The organism is Xanthomonas sp. SS, assembly GCF_014236835.1.
Classification (GTDB): domain Bacteria; phylum Pseudomonadota; class Gammaproteobacteria; order Xanthomonadales; family Xanthomonadaceae; genus Xanthomonas_A.
In genome coordinates this window covers 4,436,832-4,457,336 of sequence record NZ_CP051190.1, presented here as the reverse complement: position 1 = coordinate 4,457,336, position 20,505 = coordinate 4,436,832, and the positions used below count along the sequence as shown (strand labels likewise).

The 20,505-nt window shown below is 69.8% G+C and carries 19 protein-coding genes; 10 read left to right on the top strand and 9 right to left on the bottom strand.

What is annotated here, in order from left to right; all coding sequences use genetic code 11:
- Positions 1 to 50: 50 nt before the first annotated feature.
- Positions 51 to 890 carry an NAD(P)H-dependent oxidoreductase gene (locus HEP74_RS18765; protein WP_185814149.1) on the bottom strand — a complete coding sequence of 280 codons (840 nt, stop codon included), beginning with the start codon at positions 888 to 890 and terminating at the stop codon, positions 51 to 53.
- A gap of 84 nt (positions 891 to 974) precedes the next feature.
- On the opposite strand from HEP74_RS18765, the gene HEP74_RS18760 reads away from it, so the two are divergent.
- A complete protein-coding gene (locus tag HEP74_RS18760) occupies positions 975 to 1,868 on the top strand; it encodes a LysR family transcriptional regulator (protein WP_185814148.1) in 894 nt (297 codons plus the stop codon).
- 172 nt (positions 1,869 to 2,040) lie between these two features.
- Here the strand turns inward: HEP74_RS18760 and HEP74_RS18755 are convergent, their stop codons facing one another.
- Positions 2,041 to 2,877 carry a class I SAM-dependent methyltransferase gene (locus HEP74_RS18755; protein ID WP_185814147.1) on the bottom strand — a complete coding sequence of 279 codons (837 nt, stop codon included), beginning with the start codon at positions 2,875 to 2,877 and terminating at the stop codon, positions 2,041 to 2,043.
- 311 nt (positions 2,878 to 3,188) lie between these two features.
- Here HEP74_RS18755 and HEP74_RS18750 point away from each other — a divergent pair, with 311 nt between their 5' ends.
- From HEP74_RS18750 to HEP74_RS18735, 4 genes are all read left to right on the top strand, one after another.
- Positions 3,189 to 4,064, top strand: a complete 876-nt coding sequence (locus HEP74_RS18750) for a DMT family transporter (protein ID WP_185814146.1) — start codon at positions 3,189 to 3,191, stop codon at positions 4,062 to 4,064.
- 203 nt (positions 4,065 to 4,267) lie between these two features.
- On the top strand, positions 4,268 to 4,615 hold the full coding sequence (locus tag HEP74_RS18745) for a hypothetical protein (protein ID WP_185814145.1): 348 nt from the start codon (positions 4,268 to 4,270) through the stop codon (positions 4,613 to 4,615).
- Positions 4,616 to 4,762: 147 nt separating this feature from the next.
- Positions 4,763 to 6,142 carry a D-serine/D-alanine/glycine transporter gene (gene cycA, locus HEP74_RS18740; protein WP_185814144.1) on the top strand — a complete coding sequence of 460 codons (1,380 nt, stop codon included), beginning with the start codon at positions 4,763 to 4,765 and terminating at the stop codon, positions 6,140 to 6,142.
- A gap of 154 nt (positions 6,143 to 6,296) precedes the next feature.
- Positions 6,297 to 7,208, top strand: coding sequence for a CorA family divalent cation transporter (locus HEP74_RS18735; RefSeq protein WP_185814143.1), 912 nt, complete (start codon positions 6,297 to 6,299; stop codon positions 7,206 to 7,208).
- Positions 7,209 to 7,233: 25 nt separating this feature from the next.
- Here HEP74_RS18735 and HEP74_RS18730 read toward each other — a convergent pair whose 3' ends face one another.
- Complete coding sequence (locus tag HEP74_RS18730) at positions 7,234 to 7,593, bottom strand: hypothetical protein (protein WP_185814142.1); 360 nt, start codon at positions 7,591 to 7,593, stop codon at positions 7,234 to 7,236.
- A 300-nt stretch (positions 7,594 to 7,893) separates the two neighbouring features.
- On the opposite strand from HEP74_RS18730, the gene HEP74_RS18725 reads away from it, so the two are divergent.
- The 3 genes from HEP74_RS18725 to HEP74_RS18715 all read left to right on the top strand — a co-directional run bounded on the left by HEP74_RS18725 (position 7,894) and on the right by HEP74_RS18715 (position 11,577).
- Positions 7,894 to 8,793 (top strand): AraC family transcriptional regulator, encoded by a 900-nt coding sequence (locus tag HEP74_RS18725; protein WP_185814141.1) that lies wholly within the window; start codon positions 7,894 to 7,896, stop codon positions 8,791 to 8,793.
- Between the two features lie 54 nt (positions 8,794 to 8,847).
- Entirely contained in the window at positions 8,848 to 9,399 is a 552-nt protein-coding gene (locus HEP74_RS18720) for an RNA 2'-phosphotransferase (protein ID WP_185814140.1), read from the top strand.
- Positions 9,400 to 9,483: 84 nt separating this feature from the next.
- Positions 9,484 to 11,577 carry an NHL repeat-containing protein gene (locus HEP74_RS18715; protein WP_185814139.1) on the top strand — a complete coding sequence of 698 codons (2,094 nt, stop codon included), beginning with the start codon at positions 9,484 to 9,486 and terminating at the stop codon, positions 11,575 to 11,577.
- 249 nt (positions 11,578 to 11,826) lie between these two features.
- Here HEP74_RS18715 and HEP74_RS18710 read toward each other — a convergent pair whose 3' ends face one another.
- On the bottom strand, positions 11,827 to 12,297 hold the full coding sequence (locus HEP74_RS18710; RefSeq protein ID WP_185814138.1) for a hypothetical protein: 471 nt from the start codon (positions 12,295 to 12,297) through the stop codon (positions 11,827 to 11,829).
- A 129-nt stretch (positions 12,298 to 12,426) separates the two neighbouring features.
- Entirely contained in the window at positions 12,427 to 13,206 is a 780-nt protein-coding gene (locus tag HEP74_RS18705) for a transporter substrate-binding domain-containing protein (RefSeq protein WP_185814137.1), read from the bottom strand.
- Positions 13,207 to 13,594: 388 nt separating this feature from the next.
- Between HEP74_RS18705 and HEP74_RS18700 the strand changes: the two genes are divergently transcribed.
- Together HEP74_RS18700 and HEP74_RS18695 are read left to right on the top strand one after the other, a co-directional pair.
- Positions 13,595 to 14,497, top strand: coding sequence for a hypothetical protein (locus HEP74_RS18700; protein WP_524540802.1), 903 nt, complete (start codon positions 13,595 to 13,597; stop codon positions 14,495 to 14,497).
- 571 nt (positions 14,498 to 15,068) lie between these two features.
- Positions 15,069 to 15,842, top strand: a complete 774-nt coding sequence (locus tag HEP74_RS18695; protein WP_185814136.1) for a lytic transglycosylase domain-containing protein — start codon at positions 15,069 to 15,071, stop codon at positions 15,840 to 15,842.
- Positions 15,843 to 16,207: 365 nt separating this feature from the next.
- On the opposite strand, the gene HEP74_RS18690 is transcribed toward HEP74_RS18695, so the two are convergent.
- The 4 genes from HEP74_RS18690 to HEP74_RS18675 all read right to left on the bottom strand — a co-directional run bounded on the left by HEP74_RS18690 (position 16,208) and on the right by HEP74_RS18675 (position 20,452).
- Complete coding sequence (locus HEP74_RS18690; RefSeq protein WP_185814135.1) at positions 16,208 to 16,903, bottom strand: AIM24 family protein; 696 nt, start codon at positions 16,901 to 16,903, stop codon at positions 16,208 to 16,210.
- Positions 16,904 to 16,954: 51 nt separating this feature from the next.
- On the bottom strand, positions 16,955 to 18,646 hold the full coding sequence (gene treA, locus HEP74_RS18685; protein WP_185814134.1) for an alpha,alpha-trehalase TreA: 1,692 nt from the start codon (positions 18,644 to 18,646) through the stop codon (positions 16,955 to 16,957).
- Positions 18,647 to 19,096: 450 nt separating this feature from the next.
- Entirely contained in the window at positions 19,097 to 19,882 is a 786-nt protein-coding gene (locus HEP74_RS18680) for a DUF72 domain-containing protein (RefSeq protein ID WP_185814133.1), read from the bottom strand.
- A 96-nt stretch (positions 19,883 to 19,978) separates the two neighbouring features.
- Entirely contained in the window at positions 19,979 to 20,452 is a 474-nt protein-coding gene (locus tag HEP74_RS18675) for an SMI1/KNR4 family protein (protein WP_185814132.1), read from the bottom strand.
- Between the last annotated feature and the right edge of the window lie 53 nt (positions 20,453 to 20,505).

Sequence of the window (20,505 nt, the reverse complement as noted above, 5' to 3'; positions counted from 1 at the left end):
AGGCGCGGCGCATTCGCCGCACGTGCCATCCTACCGCCCGGCGCTGGGCTTCATGTCTGAGGGATCCGCTGGTCGTGCGCAGCCGCTGTCGCTGCGGCGCGATCTTCTTCGGACCCCATCACATGCGCCGCGAACCCGACCTGGCCCTGCGCGACCTGCGGCCGCAGCGTCAGCTCCGGAATGGCATAGTCGCCGCCGTTTTGCTTGCGGAACGCGATCGGCACGGCGCTCCACAGCGCGTCCAGGCGTTGGCCGAGCGTGTCGCGGATCTGTGCGAACCGGTCCGCATCCATGCGGCTGCTGCGATAGACCACGAATGGCGGCAGCACGTCGAAACCCGGGTAGTGCAGGATGCCGTGCTGGATCGGGAACAGCACATCGTCGATCGGGCCGTTGATGCCGCGCGGCGCGTAGTGCGATTCCCAGCCGCCAGTGGTGACGATCAGCATCGCGCGCTTGCCGGCCAGCGTGCCCTCGCCGTAGCGGTCGCCCCAGCGCAGGTCGGAATGTTCGCCGACGCCGTAGGCGAAGCCATACGCATAGACCCGGTCCACCCAGCCTTTCAGGATCGCCGGCATCGAGAACCACCACAGCGGGAACTGCAGCAGCACGGCGTCGGCCCAGCGCAACTTGTCCTGCTCTGCTGCGATGTCCGCGCTTTGGCGGCCGTTGGCGAAGGCGCGTTGGGAGTCCAGCGACGGATCGAAGCGATCGCCGGCCGCGCCGTCCAGGCTGTCCTGTGCGTCGAGCGTCGGCTTCCACTGCATTGCATACAGATCCGATACCTGCACCTGGTGCCCGGCGGCCTGCAGGCGTTGCACGGCGAAGTCCTTGAGCGCGCCGTTGAGCGATGTGGGTTCGGGATGGGCATAGACCAGCAGCACGTTCATGGGCGACCTCGGCAATGGGATGCAGCCAAGGTAGGTTGTAGCCAGCTATAGTTGAAATGAATTACAGGAATCCCAGCTATAACCATGCTTAATTTCGGACGCCTGGACCTCAACCTGCTGCTGACCCTGGACGCGCTGCTCGCCGAGCACAACGTGACCCGCGCCGCCGCGCGCCTGCACCTGTCGCAACCCTCGGTCAGCGTGCACCTGGCCAAGCTGCGCGAGGCGCTGGACGATCCGCTGCTGCTGCCCGGGCCGCGCGGCATGCGCCCGACCGCGCGCGCCGAGGCCTTGCGCGCACCGCTGCGGCAGGCGCTGGAGGCGCTGCAGCGCGCGGTGGCGGCGGATGCGCCGTTCGACCCCGCGCAGGCTAGCAATAGCTGGCGTGTGGCCGCGACCGACTATGGCGAATCGACCATCCTGCTGCCGGCGCTGGCCGCGCTGCGCAGCGCGGCGCCGGGCACGCGATTGGCGGTGCTGGAAATGGCGCCGTTGCAGATCGCGCGCCAGGCCGAGCAGGGCGAGATCGACCTGGCCCTGCACACCCGCGACGGCGCGCCGCCGAACCTGCGCCAGCGCACGCTGTTCGCCGAGCGCTATGTGCTGGCCGGCCGCGCCGGGCATCCGCAGCTGCAGCGGCGCCCGACGCTGGCGCAGTTCTGCAAGCTCGAACACGTGATCGTGTCGCCGGACGGCGGCGGGTTCAGCGGCGTCACCGACGCGGCGCTGCACGCGCGCGGGCTGCAGCGCCGGGTGGTGCTGTCGGTGCCGCATTTCCTGTTCGTCATCGACGCGCTGCTGCACACCGACCTGGTGGCGATGCTGCCGTCGCGCCTGGTGCGTGCGCATCCCGGGCTGAAGGTCTGCGCGCCGCCGGTGGCCGTGGCCGGTTACGAGATGGCCATGCTCTGGCACGAGCGCGTGCACCGCGATCCGGCGCATCGCTGGTTGCGCGAGCGGATTGCTGCTTTGGTGTGAGGAGTGATTGTGGGTGGCGTTGTTTCGGCGTTGCATGCGCCGTGCAGCTGCGCCGTGCATCGATCGCGATGGGGTGTCTGTCGCGGCTGAAGCCGCTCCTACAAGGGCGTGCGGCTAGCTTGCGCGTGTCGCACCGATGATCCAGCCGCTTCTGCAACCGGATCGAGATGGGCTAGCGGCGCGTCGCCAGCACGCCGTCCAGCGCGAGTTCTGCGCGGAAGCCGGCTTTCTCCAGGCGCTTGGCCACCTCGCGCGGCACGTCGCGGCCGCTGGTCAGTTTGTTCGGGCTGCCGGTGTAGTGGAACAGCCGCCCGCCGCGACGCAGCACCCGCGCGAGTTGGTCGTAGAACGCCTGCGAATACAGCTCGCCGGCGATGCCGAAGCGCGGCGGGTCGTGCAGCAGCGCATCCATCGAATCGCTGGCGATGGCGACGATGGCCTCGGCGACGTCGGCGTGCACCAGCTGCAGGCGGCCGTCGCTGGCGGCCGGATCCGGCGACCACGGGTTGAGCGTGCGCAGCCACAGCACGTCGGCGTTCTTCTCGAACGAGTGCAGTTGCGCCACGCCGGCCTCCAGCGCGCAGGCGGCGAAATAGCCGAGCCCGCCGCAGGTGTCGAGCACCCGCTTGCCGCGCGGTTCGATCAACGCGACCTTGCGCCGCGCATCCTCGAACGGGGACAGCTGCGCGCTCGGCAGCATCTTGATGCCGTCGATCTCGAAGGTCGGTGCGCCCCATTCGGTCGGCACCAGTTTGATCAGCGCGCCGCCGAAGCGCGACACCGGCGCGAATGCTTCGCCATCCCAGTGGTAGATCGTGCGGTCCTTGAGCTTGGACGGATACGGATACGCCTGCCCGCGCCACTGCCAGCTGTCCGCGTCGAGCACGGCCTGGCCTTCGCTGCGCTGCAGATCCAGCGACCCGGTCCAGGTGGCGGCGCCGCCATCGCGTGCGGCAAGCAGCGCGTCGGCGAGCGGGCGGGTCAGCAGGGGGCCGGAGGAATGGGTCACGTCGAGGGAGGCGCTGCGCCGCGCGCGCTGCGCGAGGCCGGGTCGTCGGTACGGGGGAGGGCATCGTAACCGAGGCCCGCGGCGAAGTCCTGCGCCGGCGCGGCCGCGGCGTGTCAGGCAGGCGCTTGCCGGCATGCGTCGCACAGGACTCATCGGCGACGACGGCGCAATCCGCACTGCGGCACGTGGCTCGCGCGTGTGCTGGTTGCGGCGAACCGTCATGGTGGCCGTGGCGATGGCGACGCATAATGGCGGCGTCCTCCCCCTTCAATGGCCGACGCCGCACGCGGCGCCAGCTGCCAGGATCCGCGATGCTCAAAGGTGTGCTGCTCGGTTTCGCTTGCTATGCCGCCTATTCGATCAGCGATGCGTTCGTGAAGGGCCTGGAGGGCACGCTGCCGGCGTACGAGGTGGTGTTCTTCGGCGCGTTGCTGATGCTCGCCGCGCTGCCGTTCCTGAAGAAGCGCGGCGACCGCTGGCGCGAGGTGGTGGTGGCGCAGCGTCCCAGCATCTGGTTGCTGCGCGCGTTCACCGGTGCGGTCGGCAATCTGTCCGCGGTCACCGCGTTCACCCTGTTGCCGATGGCCGAGGCGTTCGCGCTGATCTTCCTGATGCCGATCTTCGTCACCGTGCTGTCGGTGCTGTTGCTCAAGGAGGAGGTGCGCTGGCGGCGCTGGCTGGCGGTGATCGTCGGTTTCGTCGGCGTGCTGATCGTGTTGCGGCCCGGCTTCCGGCACCTGAGCGAAGGCCATGTCGCGGCCATCGTCTGCGGCCTGGTCGGGGCGATCTCGGTGATCAGCCTGCGCATGGCCGGGCCGGGCGAGAAACGCCTGACCCTGTACGGTGCCGGCGTGCTCGGCCCGTTGCTGATGGGCGCGCTGCTGATGCTGCCGACCTTCGTGTGGCCGACCTGGCAGCAATGGGTGCTGCTGGCCGGCTATGGCCTGCTCGCCGGGCTGGCGGCGATCTTCATGATGTACGCCTCGCGGGCGGCGCCGGTCAGCGCGGTGGCGCCGACCCAGTACAGCCAGATGCTGTGGGCGATCGGCTTCGGCTACTTGCTGTTCCACGATCACCTGGACTGGCCGATGCTGGTCGGCATCGCGCTGATCCTGGGCGCCGGCCTGTTCACCCTGGTGCGCGAGGAAAAGGTCACGCAGTGGTGGCGGCGCACCAAGATCGTGTGAGGCGCCGGCGCCGCGCGCGGTCCGCGCTGGCGCTCGCTCCGCTGCGGCGCTGCGCCGCACCGCCTCAGTGCGCAGACCGCACGCGATCAGCAAATCCCCGATGGTGCGCCGTGCGCGCCGTGCCGATGCTGGCCTCTCACGGACGAGGCACGGCATGGGCGCGCGGCGCCGGTTCTTTTCTTCCATCGAATCTGGAGATTTTCATGATCAACGAATTGGCGGGCGAGGCGATCGGCTTCGTCCAGGGGCCTTCGGGCCGCGTGGTGGCAGGCGTGGTGGCGGGCAACGGCCAGATCCGCAACGGCAGCGGATTCTCGGTGGCGCGGACCGGCACCGGACACTATCTGTTGTCGTTCCAGCCGGCGTTCGAGACCCTGGGCGGCGCCGCCATCACCCAGATCTACGGCGGCGACGGCGACACCCGCGACAACGCGGTCATCATCCGCATCGACGCGCGGCAGGTGCTGATCAAGACCGGCGACGGCAACGGCGCGCAATCCGATCGCGACTTCAGTTTCGTGGCGCTGGGCCAGGGCGCCAAGCCGGTGTGATCGCGATACCGCGTCCGGGCGCTGCGCGGTGCATGGCAGCGTCCGGCCGCGGTTGCCGCCGTGCGGCGGCATGCAATGCGTCGCTACTGGCGGACGCTGGCCGGGTTCACTATGTTGTCCGATTGTCCCCTGCCGATGGCCGCGCCCATGTCCGACCCGTCCGCCCAGCCCGACCATCTGCAGCGCAGCCTGTCCAACCGCCACCTGCAATTGATCGCGATCGGCGGCGCCATCGGCACCGGCCTGTTCATGGGCTCGGGCAAGACCATCAGCCTGGCCGGCCCGTCGATCCTGTTCGTGTACCTGATCATCGGCGCGATGCTGTTCTTCGTGATGCGCGCGATGGGCGAACTGCTGCTGTCGAACCTGGAGTACAAGTCGTTCATTGACTTCTCCACCGACCTGCTCGGTCCGTGGGCCGGGTTCTTCTGCGGCTGGACCTACTGGTTCTGCTGGATCATCACCGCCATCGCCGACGTGATCGCGATCGCCGCCTATGCGCAGTTCTGGTTCCCCGGCCTGGCGCCGTGGATCCCGGCGATGCTGTGCGTGCTGTTGCTGCTGAGCCTGAACCTGGTGACGGTGAAGCTGTTCGGCGAAATGGAATTCTGGTTCGCGCTGATCAAGATCGTGGCGATCTGCGCGTTGATCATTACCGGCGCCGGGCTGGTGGCCTGGGGCTTCCAGTCGCCGTCCGGGCACGTGGCGTCGCTGGCCAATCTGTGGAACGACGGCGGCATGTTCCCGATGGGCATCGGGGGGTTCTTCGCCGGCTTCCAGATCGCGGTGTTCGCCTTCGTCGGCATCGAGTTGGTCGGCACCACCGCCGCCGAGACCGCCGACCCGCAGCGCAACCTGCCCAAGGCGATCAATTCGATCCCGGTGCGGATCCTGGTGTTCTACGTGCTGGCGCTGATCGCGATCATGGCGGTGACGCCGTGGCGCGACGTGGTGCCGGGCAAGAGCCCGTTCGTGGAGCTGTTCGTGCTGGCCGGGGTGCCGGCCGCGGCTAGCCTGATCAACTTCGTGGTGCTGACCTCGGCCACCTCCTCGGCCAACAGCGGCATCTTCTCCACCAGCCGCATGCTCTACGGCCTGGCCGAGGAGCGGCATGCGCCGCGCGGGTTCGCCCGGCTGTCGCGCGCGGCGGTGCCGGCGCGCGGGCTGCTGTTCTCCTGCGCCTGCCTGCTCGGCGGCACGCTGCTGGTGTACCTGATCCCGAACCTGGTCACCGCCTTCACCCTGGTCACCACCTTGGCCGCGGTGCTGTTCATGTTCGTCTGGTCGCTGATCCTGTGCGCGTACATCGCCTACCGGCGCAAGCGCCCGCAGCTGCATGCGGCCTCGGCGTTCAAGATGCCCGGCGGCGTGCTCATGTGCTACGTGTGCCTGGCGTTCTTCGCCTTCGTGCTGGCGTTGCTGACCCTGCAGGACGACACCCGGCAGGCCTTGCTGGCCAGCCCGGCCTGGTTCCTGCTGCTGGGCATCGGCTATGCGTTGAAGCGCCGCGGTGGCGCGCGCGCCTGAGCGGCGGCATGGCGTGGGCCGGCCATAGCGCAGCGATGGCGCTTTTCGGTGCGGTGTCGCGGCGGTCGCGGCTGCGGTGCGTGCCTGCGCCGTTGACGTTCGCTTCAGCCGCGGCGGAGGATGCTCGCGCCCTCCCGCCATCAAGCCGATCCCGATGATCACGATCCACCGCATTGCCGGAACGTCCGCGCAACCGTTCTGCTGGGTGGACCTGTGCCAGCCCAGCGCCGAGGAACTCGCCGAGGCCGACCGGCAGGTGGGGTTCGCCCTGCCCACGCGGGCGGCGATCGGCGAGATCGAGTTCAGCAGCCGGGTGCGCACCGAGGGCGACGTGCTGTTCCTCAACGTGCCGCGTTTCCAGGACGACGACGGCCCGACTGCGCCGCTGGGCTTCGCGCTGTCGCCGCGGATGCTGGTGACCCAGCGCGAGCAGCGCATGGGCTCGCTGCAGGCGGTGGCCGCGCAACTGGAGAAGAACCCGTGCCGGAGCAGCGACGATCTGCTGCTGCGCCTGCTCGATCAGGTGGTCGGCCGCCTGGCGGACCGGCTGGAAGCGCTTGAAGCGGAGATCACCGAGACCACCCGGATGGCCTTCGACGAACCGCACAAGTCGCGCGACCTGGAGCGGATGCTCAATGCGGTCGGCGGCATGGGGCGGCGGCTCGGCGGCATGCACAACGCCGGGCAGGGCCTGTTGCGCCTGGCCACCTACTTGGACGGCGCCGCGCCGGACTGGTTCGGCGCCGATGCGGCCAAGCGCATCGTCCTGCTGCACAAGGACCTGGTCACCCTGAGCGAGTTCGAGCAGCACCTGGACGACCGCGTCGAGTTCCTGCTCGACAGCGTGCTGGGCATGATCAACATGGACCAGAACAACGTGATGAAGGTGATGGCGGTGGCGTCGGTGGTGGGCATTCCGCCGACGGTGCTGGTCGGCATCTGGGGCATGAACTTCGCGCACATGCCCGAACTCAAGTGGCACGGCGCCTATTACTGGGCGTTGGGCGTGATCGCGCTGAGCGTGGTGCTGCCGCTGGCGTGGTTCCGCCGCCGCGGCTGGGTGTGAGCGCGGCGGCAGGCGCTCGCGCTTGCTAGGCGGCGAGGCTGTCCGCTTCGGCTTCCGCCTCGCTTTCGCCGCGCTCTTCGCCGCTGACGTGCTGTACCGGCGCGATGTCCCAGGACACCGTGTCCGGGTCGATCAGCGCGTGGATCGCCGCGCCGCGCAGTTCGCGCATCAGCCGCCGCGCCGAGGCGGTGCCGTGCGCCACGCTGTCCCACAGCAGCATGTCGACCACGGTGCCGTCGCGGCGCCGCGCGATGCGCCGCGAGCGGAAGCCGGGCTGGCGTTGCAGCCAGGCATCGACCTCGGCGTTGGCGCGCAGGAAGGTGCGCCAGGTGCAGTCCTGCAGGCGGAAGGTGGTGATTTCCAGGGCTTCGCTATGCGCTTGCATCGGCTCAGCCCTGCGCTTTGCGCGGCGCGGCGCAGTGAAGGGAACGGGTGCGGCGGGGCGCGGCGGCGGCGATCGGCGCGCAGGTGGGGGAGGAGGGGAGCAGGATGGGCATGGGAGCACTCCGGTAGACGCGACGGGGGATCCGGCCTGCACAGAATGCGAGCGCGGCGCCGGGCCGCGTTATCGCGATCCCGCGGAATTCTTGTCCGATCCTGCAAACCGTGCCGCGGCGGCGAACGCGCCGTCGCAGCATCAGGCAAGCTGTATGTCCCTGGATTGCCCGCCACCGCGCCGACGCCGATGACCGCGCTTGCCGACCGCTATCAAGAAATCGCCGCCCTCATTGCCCGATTGGCCGTCCCCGACGGCGACGGCGATACCGCCATCGACGGCCTGTACTGTTCGTACCGCACCGCGCCCTCGCCAAAGACGCACACCGCGCAGTGGCCGTGCTTCGCCCTGGTGGTGCAGGGCGAGAAGTGCCTGAGCTTGGGCGCCGAGGAATACCACTACGCGGCCGGCACCTATCTGCTGGTGGCGCTGGACCTGCCGGTGGTCTCGCGCATCACCCAGGCCAGCCCGGAGCAGCCATTGCTGGGCCTGGCCATGGCGATCCGCCCGGACCGGCTGCGCGACCTGCTCGAACGCATTCCGTTGCCGGCGCAGGCCAGCGCCGATTGCGTGCGCGGGGTGTCGGTCAACACCGCCAGCGCGGCGCTGCTGGATGCGACGCTGCGCATGCTGCGGCTGCTCGAACAGCCCGACGACATCGCCGCGATGGCGCCGCTGATCGAGCAGGAAATCCTGTATCGCCTGCTGACCGGCCCGTGCGGCCCGAACCTGCTGCGCATCGCGCAGGAGGACAGCCCCAGCAACCGCATCGCCAAGGCGATCGCGTGGCTGCGCCAGCATTACGCCGAGCCGATACGGATCGAAGACCTGGCGCGGCAGGTGAACATGAGCGCCTCGTCGCTGCACCACCATTTCAACGCGGTGACCGCGATGACCCCGCTGCAATACCAGAAGCAGCTGCGCCTGCGCGAGGCGCGGCGGCTGATGGTGGTGGAGCGGATGGACGTGGGTTCGGCCGGCTATCGCGTCGGCTACCAGAGCCCGTCGCAGTTCAGCCGCGAATACAGCCGCCTGTATGGCCGCTCGCCGCGCAACGACCTGGCCGAACAGCTCGGCCTGGGTGGCTGACCGCGCCGGCCTGGTCTATCGTGCCCGGCCCGAGTGCAGGCCGAGGCCGCTGCGATGGACTGTTCCGACGAGACCGCAAGCAAGTTCCTGAGCTGGGTGTTGCGGCACCAGCCGCAGGCGATCGGGCTGCGGCTCGATGCGCAGGGCTGGGCCTCGATCGACGAACTGCTGCGGCTGGCGCAGCCCACCCATCCGTTGACCCATGCGCAACTGCAGCGGGTGGTGGCGCACAGCGACAAGCAGCGTTTCGCGCTCAGCACCGATGGCCACCGCATCCGCGCCAATCAGGGGCATTCGCTGCCGGTGGACCTGGGCCTGGCATCCGCGGAGCCGCCGCCGCAGCTGTACCACGGCACCGCGACCCGGTTCGTGGACGCGATCCGCCGCGACGGGTTGCTGCCGGGCCAGCGCCAGCACGTGCACCTGTCCGTGTCGCCCGACACGGCCTTGCAGGTCGGGCAGCGCTACGGGCAGGCCGTGTTGCTGACGGTGCGCGCGCAGGCCATGGCCGAGGCGGGGCATGCGTTCTATCGCGCCGACAACGGCGTCTGGCTGACCGCGCAGGTGCCGGTGGCGTTCATCGATTTCGCAGCTGCGGTCGCTTAGGAGGCCGCCAGGCACGCGCGCAAGCGCTTCCCTGCGCCGCGCGCTTTGTCTAAGGTGCGTGACCATTCGTTGCGCGGGCAGGGCATGAGAAAGACCGGGGTGTGGCTGCTGTTGCTGGCGCTGGTATCGCTCGCGTCGTTGGCGTGGTGGCGAAGCGAACATCCGCACAGCGCGGCGCGCACCTCCAGCGCGCCGGCGCCGACACCACTGGGTTGGCTGGCGCAGCTGCAGTGGGTAGCCGGCGACGGCGTGCGCGGCTTGGCCGATGGCGCCGCCGGGCGTGCACGCTTCGCCGATCCCTACGGCATCGTGGTCGATGCGCATGGCGTGCTGTACTTGGCCGATGCCGGCGACAACAACCGCATTCGCCGCATCGCCCGCGATGGTGTGGTGTCCACCATCGCCGGCGGTGCCGAAGGCTTCGTGGACGGCCCTGCCAGCGCCGCGCGCTTCGCGACGCCATCGGGCATCGCCGTGGACGCGGCGGGCACGCTGTACATCGCCGATACCGGCAACCATGCGATCCGCAAGCTCAGCGCGCAGGGCGTGGTGAGCACCTTGGCCGGCGACGGCACGGCCGGTTTCCGCGATGGTCCGGCCGCGCAGGCGCGCTTCAACGGCCCGATGGGCGTGGCGGTGGATGCGCAGGGGCGCGTCTACGTCGCCGACACCTACAACGACCGCATCCGCGTGATCGAACGCGACGGCCAGGTGCGCACGCTCGCCGGCGGCGAACGCCCCGGCTATGCCGATGGCATGGGCGCCGAAGCGCGCTTCGATACGCCGACCGATCTGAAGGTGGACCGTGCCGGCGTGCTGTGGATCGCCGACCTGCGCAACGACGCGATCCGCCAGTTGCTGCCGGACGGGCGAGTGATCACCCTGGCCGGCGCCAGCGAGGCGTCGCCGTTATCGCGGCCGCTGAGCCTGGGCCTGACCTTCGATGGTCACGGCTACGTCGGCAGCGACGACGGCCGCGTGCTGCAGGTCACCTCGACCGGGCACGTGCTGGTGCTGTCCGGCGAGCGCAGCGACACCAGCCTGGCGCGTCCGGCCGGCGTGACCGTGGCCGCGGACGGCGTGGTCTACGTTACCGATGCGGGCAGCGCGCGGGTGCACCGGCTGCTGCCGACCGCGCCGCAGGCCGCCGCCGCCGCCGCGCCCGCGGTGATCGGACCCGCCGCCGCACAGCCGCTGCCAATCACCCACGGCCGCTGGCCGCTGCGCCCGCAGGACGGCTGGCACGAGGTGGTCGGCACGCTCGGCGAGGTGCGCGGCAACTACCAGGGCGAGAGCCGCGACCATCTGCATGCAGGCCTGGATATCCGCGGCGACGTCGGGCAGACGGTCTACGCCATCGCCGATGCCAAGGTCGCCAGCGCCAGCGCGACCTGGGCGCTGGGCAAGCTCGGCGAAGGCATGGCGCTGGACCAGCTCGGCTACATCCACATGCGCGTGGGCCGCACCGCGCAGGGCGCGCCGCTGGATCCGCAACGCTTCCACCTGCTCACCGACGACAGCGGCGCGCCGGAGCGGGTGCGCGTGCTGCGCGGCACCCGCTTCGCCGCCGGCGACGCGCTGGGCACGATCAACGCGATGGCGCATGTGCACCTGAGCGTCGGCGCCAGCGGCTTCGAACGCAATGCAGTGCTGCTCGGCTTCCGCGACTACGCCGATCACTACCCGCCGCAGATCCAGCGCATCGAACTGTTCGACGGCACCGGCCAGGCGCTGCCGGCGACGCAAGGACGGGTGCGGGTGGCGCGCGGCAACGGCGGCGTGCAGATCGTGGTGGAGGCCTGGGACCAGGTGGATCGCAACCTGCCGCGCCGGCGCCTTGGCCTGTACGCGCTGGGCTACGAAGTGCTCGATGCGCAAGGCCGGGCGTTGCCCGGTGCCGCGCCGCCGCAGCCGAGCATCCAGTTCGACCGCATGCCCGCCGATGCCGACGCGGTGAAGGTGGCCTACGCCGCCGACAGCGGCATCACCGTGCACGGCAGCGCCACGACCCGCTTCCGCTACGTGGTGACCAACACCGTGCGCGACGGCCACATTGCCGAAGGACGATGGCAGCCGGACGCGCTGCCCGCAGGCGACTACTTGATCCGCATCACCGCAAGCGACTACAGCGGCAACCAGGCCATCGCCAATCGCGACCTACGGGTGACGCTGGAATAGGCGCAGGCACCGCGGCGACATGCGCGCGCACGACGGCAGCCGAGCCGACTGCGAAGACGAGCCTGGAGCCGATGCGCTTATCGGCTTGCAGGCATCAACCTCTTGTAAGAGCGACTTCAGTCGCGACGGGCATTACCGATAAAGCCCGTCGCGACTGAAGTCACTCTCACAACACTGCGAATGGCAAGTGGTCTGGCACAGCTATCGCTTGCGGAGGACACCAGTTGCGCCTCCGCAGAACACGCCGACTTACTGCAACTGCTTGAGCCGTTCGACGATTTCTTCGGCGTGGCGGCCGACCAGGCCTTCGGAAGTGCCCCAGGCGCTGGTATTGGTCGACTCGACATCGAAACGCGCGGCGGTCTTGCCATCTGCGCCAGCGACCTCGACTTTGCTCTTGATCTTGTCGCGCCCGGCCATGATGCCGGCCCAGAAACGCGCGCCGTTGCTGCGCATGTAGTAGTGGTCGATGGTGATCGTCATCTTGCGCGCGTCGGCGCTGCCTTCGGCACCGCGCAGATGCGCCTCGCCCAACTTTTCGTCGAGCTGGCGCTGGAACATGCCCAGGCTTTCGGCGTCGGTATCTTCGTTGCCTTTGATCTGGTACCAGTAGGTCTCCGGTGCCGTGGCCTTGTAGCTCTGTCGCACGACACTATTGGTCGAGCAGCCGGCCACCAGCATGACGCCCGCCAACGCGAGCACGCTCCATAGGTTCTTCATGATGTCCCCTTGTCGATGTCCTTTTCCGCCGGGGCGATCGCCGCCGGCACTGGCAGCATAGCGCCTTACCGATGTCATCGCTGCGGGGGCGGGTACTGCGTAATGCGGCTGCCGGCAACACGCGGCGAACTAGTCCGCGTCATCCCCCAACCACGGCGCCTGCGCCTTGCGGTATTCGCCGCTGGCCTTGCTCAGGTGCAGCCATTGGTCCACGTAGGCCTTCCAGGCCATGTCGTCGCGCGGCAGCAGGAACGCTTTTTCGCTGTACTGCAGCGGCTGCTGCGGATTCACCGCGCACAAGCCGGGCATGCGACGCTGCTGGAAGCGCGCTTCGGAGGCGTCGGTGATCATCACGTCGGCGCGGCCTTCGAGCAGTTCGCGGAAGATCGCGGTGTTGTCGTCGGACAGGGTCAGCCGCGCCTGCGGCAGTTCGCGGCGGGCGAAGGCTTCGTTGGTGCCGCCGCGCGGTTCGATCACCCGCACCTTGGCGCGATCGATCTGCGCGATGTCGCGGTAGCGTGCCTGGTCGGCGCAGCGCACCAGCGGGATCTTGCCGTCCACGTCCAGCACGGCGCTGAACCAGGCGTGGCGCTGCCGCGGCAGCGATACCGAGATGCCGCCGACGGCGATGTCGCAGCGATCGGCGAGCAGGTCCGGCAGCAAGGTCGCCCAGCGCGTCGGCACCCAGGTCACCGGCACCTCCAGGCTGGCCGCCAGCGACTGCGCCAGGGCGATGTCGATGCCTTCGTAGCCGCCGTCCGCGCGCAGCAGGCTGTAGGGCAGGTAGTCGCCGGTGGTGCACACGCGCAGCGTGCCGCGCTGCGTGATGCTGTCCAGGTGCGACGGCGCGGCCATGGCCGGCAGTGCGGCGGCGGCGCTCAGCAGGCAGGCGCCCAGCCATCGGATCATTGGGTGTTGCATGGCAGATGCGTTTCCACGACAGGCGTTCTCCAAAAACAGGGGCAGCGATGCGCGCTGGCTGTACGCCGGCTGTCGCCGCAGCAGCGCCGGCCACCTTAGCCGGTTTCCTCGCGATAGGGCGCAGCGTCAAGCGTGGCAGGGGTTTTGCACCTGCAGTCCGGCGGCGCGTGGCTGTGGATGACCGTGTTGGACGCCGACCGACACGTTGCGGCACAGGAACTCACGGCACCATAGCGGAGTCCGGAGACAATCCTCCGGTGGACGCATACCTCGCTATGGAATCTCGATCGTCGTGACGTCTGCGCCTGCGGAAGACCGGCTGCTGCGCCTGGGCGCGGCAGCCACCACCCTGCTGATCCTGCTGTTGCTGGGCCGCCTGCTGTTGATCGCGCCGGCAGCGGCGCCGCCGCGCGCCGATGACGCGATGCGGCTGGTGTTCGTGCCGCGCTCGGTCCCGGTCGCCGCACCGCCGCCGCAAGCGCAGGCCGCCCCGTCCGCGCCGCATGCCGCGGCACGGCGCGCGCCGGCCGCCGCGCGCGCGGCGCAAGCGCCGCTGCCGCCACCGACCCGCAGCGCCGCCCCCGTGGCCACCCAGGCCGCGCCGATGAGCGCCACGCTGTACACCCGCGACGGCAGCGCGCGGCTGCCGGACGGCGTGGCGGTGGATCCGTTCGCCGAGGCGCAGGGCACGCCGCCGGGCACCACCAACCCGCGCGACCTGGCCAAGGCCAAGCGCCTGCTCGAGCGTCCGAACCCGATCGACTACCGGCCCACCCGCTTCGACAAGGACTGGGCCACCAGCGGCACCCTGGGCGACGTGGCGATGCAGGGCATCGGCGATGCGATGAAGAAGATGCTGCCCAAGAGCACCCACCAGTCGGCGGTGGCGCGGCCGCCGCCGGACGTGCGCTTCGACCCGGCGCTGCACGAGCGCCCGGGCGACCTCGGCAGCGAGGCTACCGGCGACGCCTACAAGGCCGCGCCGATCGCGCTGGAAAAGGCGCCGGGCCTGGACGGCGAAGCCAGCCGCCGCATCCGCAAGGCGATCGGCGAACTGGAGCAGCGCCGTGCGGCCTGTCCGGCGGCGCAGCGCAGCCGCCTGCTGCAGCCGGTGCTGGACAACCTGGGCGACCTGCAGCGCGTGGAAAACGCCATGGCCCACGGCGCCGATCCGGTCCTGGCGCAGCAGACCCTGCCGCGCGCCGCCGACAGCGCCTACGACCTGGCGCGGCGCGCGCTGTGGTACGCCGACCAGAAACTGGCGGCGTGCGCGCCGTAGGCGGTGGCGTTTCCCGGCTGCGCGCCATTGTAGGAGCGGCTTCAGCCGCGACAAGCGGCGTGGGCCGGCTATCCGATTTCGAAAGCAGTCGGGACTGAAGTCCCTCCCACAGTGCACCCAGCCGGCTCGCCGCAAGTCTCCTGTAGGAGCGGCTTCAGCCGCGACGAACGGCGTGGCCCGTCTATCCGATTTGATAAGCAGTCGGGACAGAAGTCCCTCCCACAGTGCACCCGGCTGGCTCGCCGCAAGTCTCCTGCAGGAGCGGCTTCAGCCGCGACGAACGGAGTGGGCGGGCTATCCGATTTCGTAGGCATTCGGGACAGAAGTGCCTCCCACAGTTCACCTGGCAGCTCGCCGCAAGCCTCCTGTGGGAGCGACTTCAGTCGCGACGAGCGGAGTTGGAGTTGCGACGAGCGGTGCCGGAACTGCAGCGGCTTCGGCAACCTGTCGCGGCTGAAGCCGCTCCTACAACGGCGCGCGTCAGAACGGGTGGGCTGGGCGGTCCTCACCCGCGCCGACGCCCGGTGCGCGATGATGCGCGCCCGCCTTCGCCGGTTCCGTCCGCCACCCCATGTTCTGTTCCCGAACGCTGCTGAGCCTGCTGCTGTGCTGCGGCGTCGTCGCCGTGGCGCAGGCGCGCACGGTGTACCGCTGCGTGCGCGACGGCACGGTCAGCCTGGCGACCGCGCCGGAGCCGGGGTCGCGCTGCACCGCCAAGGAACTGGACGATGCCGCGATCGCCACGCCCAACCTGTGGGGCAGCATGGGCGTGTTCAGCGGCACCCTGTACGAGCGCGAGCAGGACGGGCGCCTGGTGTATTCCACGCGCAACCTGCCGGGGTCGCGCCCGTACCTGCGCTTCACCGCGGTCACTCCGCCGGGCGAGGCGGCGCATCCGGGATTGGGCAAGGTCGGCGCGCCGCAGTTGAACATGCACGCCAAGCAGTTCCGCGCCGCGGCGCGCGCCACCGGCGTGGACGACCCGTGGCTGCGCGCGATCGCGCATGCCGAAAGCGGCTTCGATGCGGCAGCGGTGTCGCCGAAGGGCGCGCAGGGCGTGATGCAGCTGATGCCCGAGGTGGCGAAGGAATACGGCGTGGCCGATCCGTTCGCCGCCGACCAGTCGATCGCCGGCGGCGCGCGCTACATGCAGGCGCTGCTGCGCCGCTACCAGGGCGACCGCACCCTGGCCGCGGCCGCCTACAACGCCGGTATCGGCACCGTGGCGCGCTACCGCGGCGTGCCGCCCTACGCGGAAACCCGCGATTACATCGACAAGGTGATGGCGCTGTACCAGCGCTACCGCGAGGCGATGGGGATCAAGACAGAGACACCGGCGCAGTAGCGCGGGTTTGCGTCGGGCGTTTGCGGGCCGCGTGCTTGCGCACGTGGCTGCAGCCGCGCGCGCAAGCGCGAAGTCGCTGCCCGCAAGCTGCTGCCACGGCACGGCCGTCGCAGCAACGAAACGAGCGGCATTGCACGGATGCATGATGCGCCGTCACGGCTGCCATGCGGCAGGCCGAGCCGCTCCACGGGCAAGCGCGGCTGGCTGGGTGGGCCGGCCTCAGCTCGTGGCCTGCAGCGTCACTTCTTCGTACGGCTGCACCATGACCCAGCTCCCGCTGGCGAAACGCAGATGGATGCTCTCACCGGAGCCGCGGCCAAGCAGCGCGTCCAGGCGACGCCGGCGCCGGTCTCCGGCGCCCGACCTCAGCTCTTCGCCTGCAGCGCCACTTCCTCGTACGGCTGCACCACCACCCAGCCCTCGCCGGCGAAGCGCAGCTGGATGCTCTCGCCGGAGCCGCGCCCGAGCAGCGTGCCCAGGCTGACGTCGGCGACGATCTCCGGGGTCAGCCCGCCGGACCAGGCCACGGTGGCGTTGGGGTCGGTGAACACCGGGCCGCTCTGCGCGTTGACCGGCAGCGTCAGCGGTTCGTAGTGCGAGGTGATGGCGACGATGCCGTGGCCGCTCAGGCGCACATTGAACAGGCCGCCGGAGAGCATGCCGGCGACCCTGCGCATCATGGTGATCTGGCTGTCGATGCCGGCCTCGATGGCCAGCACGTCGTTGCCGTTGACGAAGATCGACTCGCCGGCCAGGCGCAGCAGGGTGATCTTCTTGCCGGCGTCGGCCAGGTAGACGCGGCCCTGGCCCTCGATCTTCATCAGCTGCATGCCTTCGCCGCTGACCGCCTTCTTCAGCAGGTTTCCCAGGCCCTGTTCCAGCAGGCCCTGGCGGGTGAACTTGACCGCGCCCTTGCGCGCGACCATGGCCCCGGCCTTGGCCCAGACCAGGCCGTCCAGGCGCACTTCCAGCAGGTGTGGGCTTTCCAGTTCGAACGCGTCGGCGGAGGCATCCTTCTCGCGCGAGGCCGACAGGAATTCGGCCAGGGTACGTACGCTCATTTTCGATCCTTGGTATGGGCAAGGATCGCAGCATACCCGCCGGCCGCCGACTCAGGGCGTGGCCGGCTCCGGTTGCCGCGCCTGCTGCGCGGCCGGCGCCACCGCTGCGGCGGGCGCGGGTTTGGCGTACAGGTCCAGCAACAGCAGGGTCACGCCGTTGGTCCAGCCGAAGCCGTCCTGCAGCGCGTATTCGCCGCCGCCGCCGCCCTGGGCCTTGGCGTCGACGCCGTACTTCTCCACCAGCTTGTGCTGCTGCGCGAACAGCGCCTGCACCCGCGCCAGGAAGCGGCTGCCGATGCGCTGCGCCAGCGCGTCCTGGCCATAGCGGCGCAGGCCGTCCACCGCGATCCACTGCAGCGGCGCCCAGCCGTTGGGCTCGTCCCATTGCTGGCCGGTATGCAGGCGGGTGGTGGCCAGGCCGCCGGGACGCAGCAGCTGCGCCTGCACGGTGTCGGCGCTGCGCTTGGCGCGCGCCGGCGAGGCGATGCCGACGAACAGCGGATACAGCGCCGCGGCGGTGACCTGGTCGCGCAGTCTGCGCTGTTGCCAGTCGTAGTCGGCGTAGTAGCCGGCGTCGCTCCACAGGTGCTTGTCCATCGCGGTCTTGCGCGCGCTGGCCAGGGCCGCGTAGTCGGTGTCGCAGCCGGCCGCGCCCGGGTTCTTGGCGCAGGCCAGGGCCAGGGTGGTTTCGAGATGGTAGAGCAGGCTGTTGAGATCGACCGGGACGATGGCGGTGGTGCGGATCGTGGCCAGGGTCTTGCGGTCGCCCAGCCAGCGGCTGGAATAGTCCCAGCCGCTCTCGGCGCCGGCGCGCAGGTCGCGGTAGACCTCGGCGGCGGGGCGGTCCTTGGCTTCGGCCGCGGTGCGCACGTCGTGCAGCCAGGCTTCCGGGCGCGGCGTATCGCGCGCGTCCCAGTAGCGGTTGAGCAGGCTGCCGTCGGCCAGCCGCACCACGTGCGCCTGCGCGCTGCCCGGCGCCAGCGCCTGCGCGCCCTGCATCCAGTACGCGTATTCCTTCTGCAGCTGCGGCAGGTAGCGCGCATAGGCCGCGTCGCCTTCCACCTTGGCCTGCAACTGCACCATGTGCGAGAAGAACGGCGGCTGCGAGCGGCTCAGGTAGTAGCTGCGGTTGCCGTTGGGGATGTGCCCGTAGGTGTCGATCAGGTAGGCGAAGTTGTCCAGCATCTGCCGGCTGCGTTCGCGCTCGCCGCTCTCGACCAGGCCGAGCATGGTGAAGTACGAATCCCAGTAGTAGACCTCGCGGAAGCGCCCGCCCGGCACCACGTAGGGCTGCGGCAGCGACAGCAGGCTGCTGTGCGCCGGCACGTCCACCTGGCGCCGCACCAGCAGCGGCCACAGCGCGTCGATGTGCTCGCGCAGGCCGGTGTCCTGGCGGATCGCCTCGGTCTGCACCGGGCCGGATTCCTCGAAGTTGGCGGCGACGAAGCGGCGCAGGTCGAAGCCCGGCTGCTGGCGCTGGGCCAGGTAGTCGGCGTTGATCAGGGCCGGGTCGCGCAGCGGCAGCGCATCGACGAAGTGCTTCTGGTCGTCGAACAATTCCTGCTGCTGCACGGCCTGGAACAGCTCGGGGTAGGCCAGATCCGGGGTCAGCGGCGCCGGCGCCGGCGCGGTCTGCATCGGCGCCGGCGCGGGCTGCGCCGAGGCGGTGTCGTAGTTGCCCAGTAGCAAGCCCAGCGACAGGCTCAGCAGCGGCGTGCAACAGGGAGGAGCGGCATGGCTCATCTCGGGTCCAGAGCAGGATGCGTGCGGCATGGTAAACGACCGAAGGAGGGGGCGGGTGACTGGCGGCTGTGGCGGCCGCGTGCCGGCGAAACCTGGAAGCGCGGAGCGGTCCGGCTGGGGCGCGATGCCATCGGCCGATCTGGCGATATCGGCCATGCGCCGGTGGGCTTGAATCGGAGCGGATTGCGGAGGCATGCCGGAGGCGATGCAAGAGCGGGGCCAATCAGGTGCTGCCGCCCGTCGGGCTTGACGCCGCGGCTGCGGGCGGGACGGCGGAGTGTGCCGACGTCGGCTGCTGGCATGCGCCTGCCGAGCTGGTGCACGAAAGCGGAGCGCCTTGCATCGGCGGCAGTGTCGGATGCCGACACGATGTGTCGCGGCTGAAGCCGCTCCTACAGGGGCGGCGAATGAGTGTCTGGCCTTGTCGCCGCAAACGGCGCGCCGGGGCGGTCAGCCGGCTGCGGCGGCGCCGAGCGCACGCAGCTGCGCCTGCAGCGTGGCGGCGTTGTCGAGCGCGTGGCCGAGCGCGGTGTTGTCAAAGATCACCCAGGCTTCGTCCGTGTGCGGCGTGGCGGCGACGACGCGTTCGGCCAGGCCGCGCAGCGTGTCGTCGGCGTAGTCGCTGTAGTAGATGCGCGGCGCGCCGTGCCAGCGCCAATAGGCCGGCGTCGCGGTGCCGGCGGGCTGCGCGGCGCTGGCGTTCAGCGCCGGATCGGTGGCGACGCGGGCAATGCGGTGGCGCTGCCACAGGACCTCGGCGCGTGCGCCGAACCAGCTGGCGTGGCGCGGCTCGCAGGCGATGCCGCCGTGCCAGCGGCGGCGCAGCATGGCGAAGAAGGTGGCGGCGGTGCGCGCATCGAAGGCCAGGCTCGGCGGCAGCTGTACCAGCAGGCAGCCGAGCTTGTCGCCGAGGTGGCCGACTTCATCGAGGAAGGCCTGCAACAGCGGCCCCACGCCGGACAGGCGCGCGTCGTGGGTGATGCTGCGCGGCAGCTTGGCCGAGAAGCGGAAATCCGCCGGCACGCTGTCGGCCCAGCGCTGATAGGTGCTCGCGCGGTGGGCGCGATAGAACGTTGAGTTGATCTCGACCGCATCGAAGCGCGTGGCATAACGTTCCAGCTGGCTGGCACCGTCGCCGACCAGCGCGCGCTGGGTGCTGGCGATCGACCAGCCGGCACAGCCGACGCGGATGCGCGGTGCGGCGTCGGCGCGGCGGCGGGGCGAGGCGGTCGGCATCGGCGGTGGCAGGCGAGGACAGGCCTCCGGGATAACAAGCGCTGCGGCCAAGAGCCGTGAAGGACATTGCCGGCCATGCGCGTTTTGCTGCCCGGTTCATTCCTCGTCCGCATCCTCCTCGTCGATCAGCCCTTGGACGAACTGGAGGAAATCCTGGCAGAGCGGCCTTTCGGAGTGGGCCTGGTTCTGTTCCGGGCTGAGGTCGCTGTCGAAGGTGTCGGTGGTGAAATAGCTGACGGCTCCCGTGTCCAGATCCAGACAAAAGAAGTTGCCGCCGCAGTCGTTCGCGAACGGCAGCAGGCGTGCGGGCAGAACCTGTTTCTGCAGCATCAACCGGTAGCTGGACAGCAGCGTGTAGTCGCAATGCGCGATCGGTTTGAAAGTGGCGATCTCGATCGGCTCGTAATCATCTTCGCCGACCCAATACGCTCGCTCAGGCATACCGCCGTTGTACTTGAGGTAATGCTCCCTGAAGGGAGTCGGCAGCTTCCTGCCAATCACCGATTCCAGGTGATCCAGGTCCGTTGGGGTGATGGCCGCTTCGCCATCCGAGAATGTGTTTTCAAGCATTGCGATCTCCGATCGGCAGCCGCGTCCAGGAGGCGAGTCTACTTCTAGGAGGA

Coding starts and splice junctions, on each gene's coding strand:
- HEP74_RS18765 (WP_185814149.1), bottom strand. CDS start 890: ATGAACGTGCTGCTGGTCTATGCCCATCCCGAACCCACATCGCTCAAC.
- HEP74_RS18760 (WP_185814148.1), top strand. CDS start 975: ATGCTTAATTTCGGACGCCTGGACCTCAACCTGCTGCTGACCCTGGAC.
- HEP74_RS18750 (WP_185814146.1), top strand. CDS start 3,189: ATGCTCAAAGGTGTGCTGCTCGGTTTCGCTTGCTATGCCGCCTATTCG.
- HEP74_RS18745 (WP_185814145.1), top strand. CDS start 4,268: ATGATCAACGAATTGGCGGGCGAGGCGATCGGCTTCGTCCAGGGGCCT.
- cycA (WP_185814144.1), top strand. CDS start 4,763: ATGTCCGACCCGTCCGCCCAGCCCGACCATCTGCAGCGCAGCCTGTCC.
- HEP74_RS18735 (WP_185814143.1), top strand. CDS start 6,297: ATGATCACGATCCACCGCATTGCCGGAACGTCCGCGCAACCGTTCTGC.
- HEP74_RS18730 (WP_185814142.1), bottom strand. CDS start 7,593: ATGCAAGCGCATAGCGAAGCCCTGGAAATCACCACCTTCCGCCTGCAG.
- HEP74_RS18725 (WP_185814141.1), top strand. CDS start 7,894: ATGACCGCGCTTGCCGACCGCTATCAAGAAATCGCCGCCCTCATTGCC.
- HEP74_RS18720 (WP_185814140.1), top strand. CDS start 8,848: ATGGACTGTTCCGACGAGACCGCAAGCAAGTTCCTGAGCTGGGTGTTG.
- HEP74_RS18715 (WP_185814139.1), top strand. CDS start 9,484: ATGAGAAAGACCGGGGTGTGGCTGCTGTTGCTGGCGCTGGTATCGCTC.
- HEP74_RS18710 (WP_185814138.1), bottom strand. CDS start 12,297: ATGAAGAACCTATGGAGCGTGCTCGCGTTGGCGGGCGTCATGCTGGTG.
- HEP74_RS18705 (WP_185814137.1), bottom strand. CDS start 13,206: ATGATCCGATGGCTGGGCGCCTGCCTGCTGAGCGCCGCCGCCGCACTG.
- HEP74_RS18695 (WP_185814136.1), top strand. CDS start 15,069: ATGTTCTGTTCCCGAACGCTGCTGAGCCTGCTGCTGTGCTGCGGCGTC.
- HEP74_RS18690 (WP_185814135.1), bottom strand. CDS start 16,903: ATGAGCGTACGTACCCTGGCCGAATTCCTGTCGGCCTCGCGCGAGAAG.
- treA (WP_185814134.1), bottom strand. CDS start 18,646: ATGAGCCATGCCGCTCCTCCCTGTTGCACGCCGCTGCTGAGCCTGTCG.
- HEP74_RS18680 (WP_185814133.1), bottom strand. CDS start 19,882: ATGCCGACCGCCTCGCCCCGCCGCCGCGCCGACGCCGCACCGCGCATC.
- HEP74_RS18675 (WP_185814132.1), bottom strand. CDS start 20,452: ATGCTTGAAAACACATTCTCGGATGGCGAAGCGGCCATCACCCCAACG.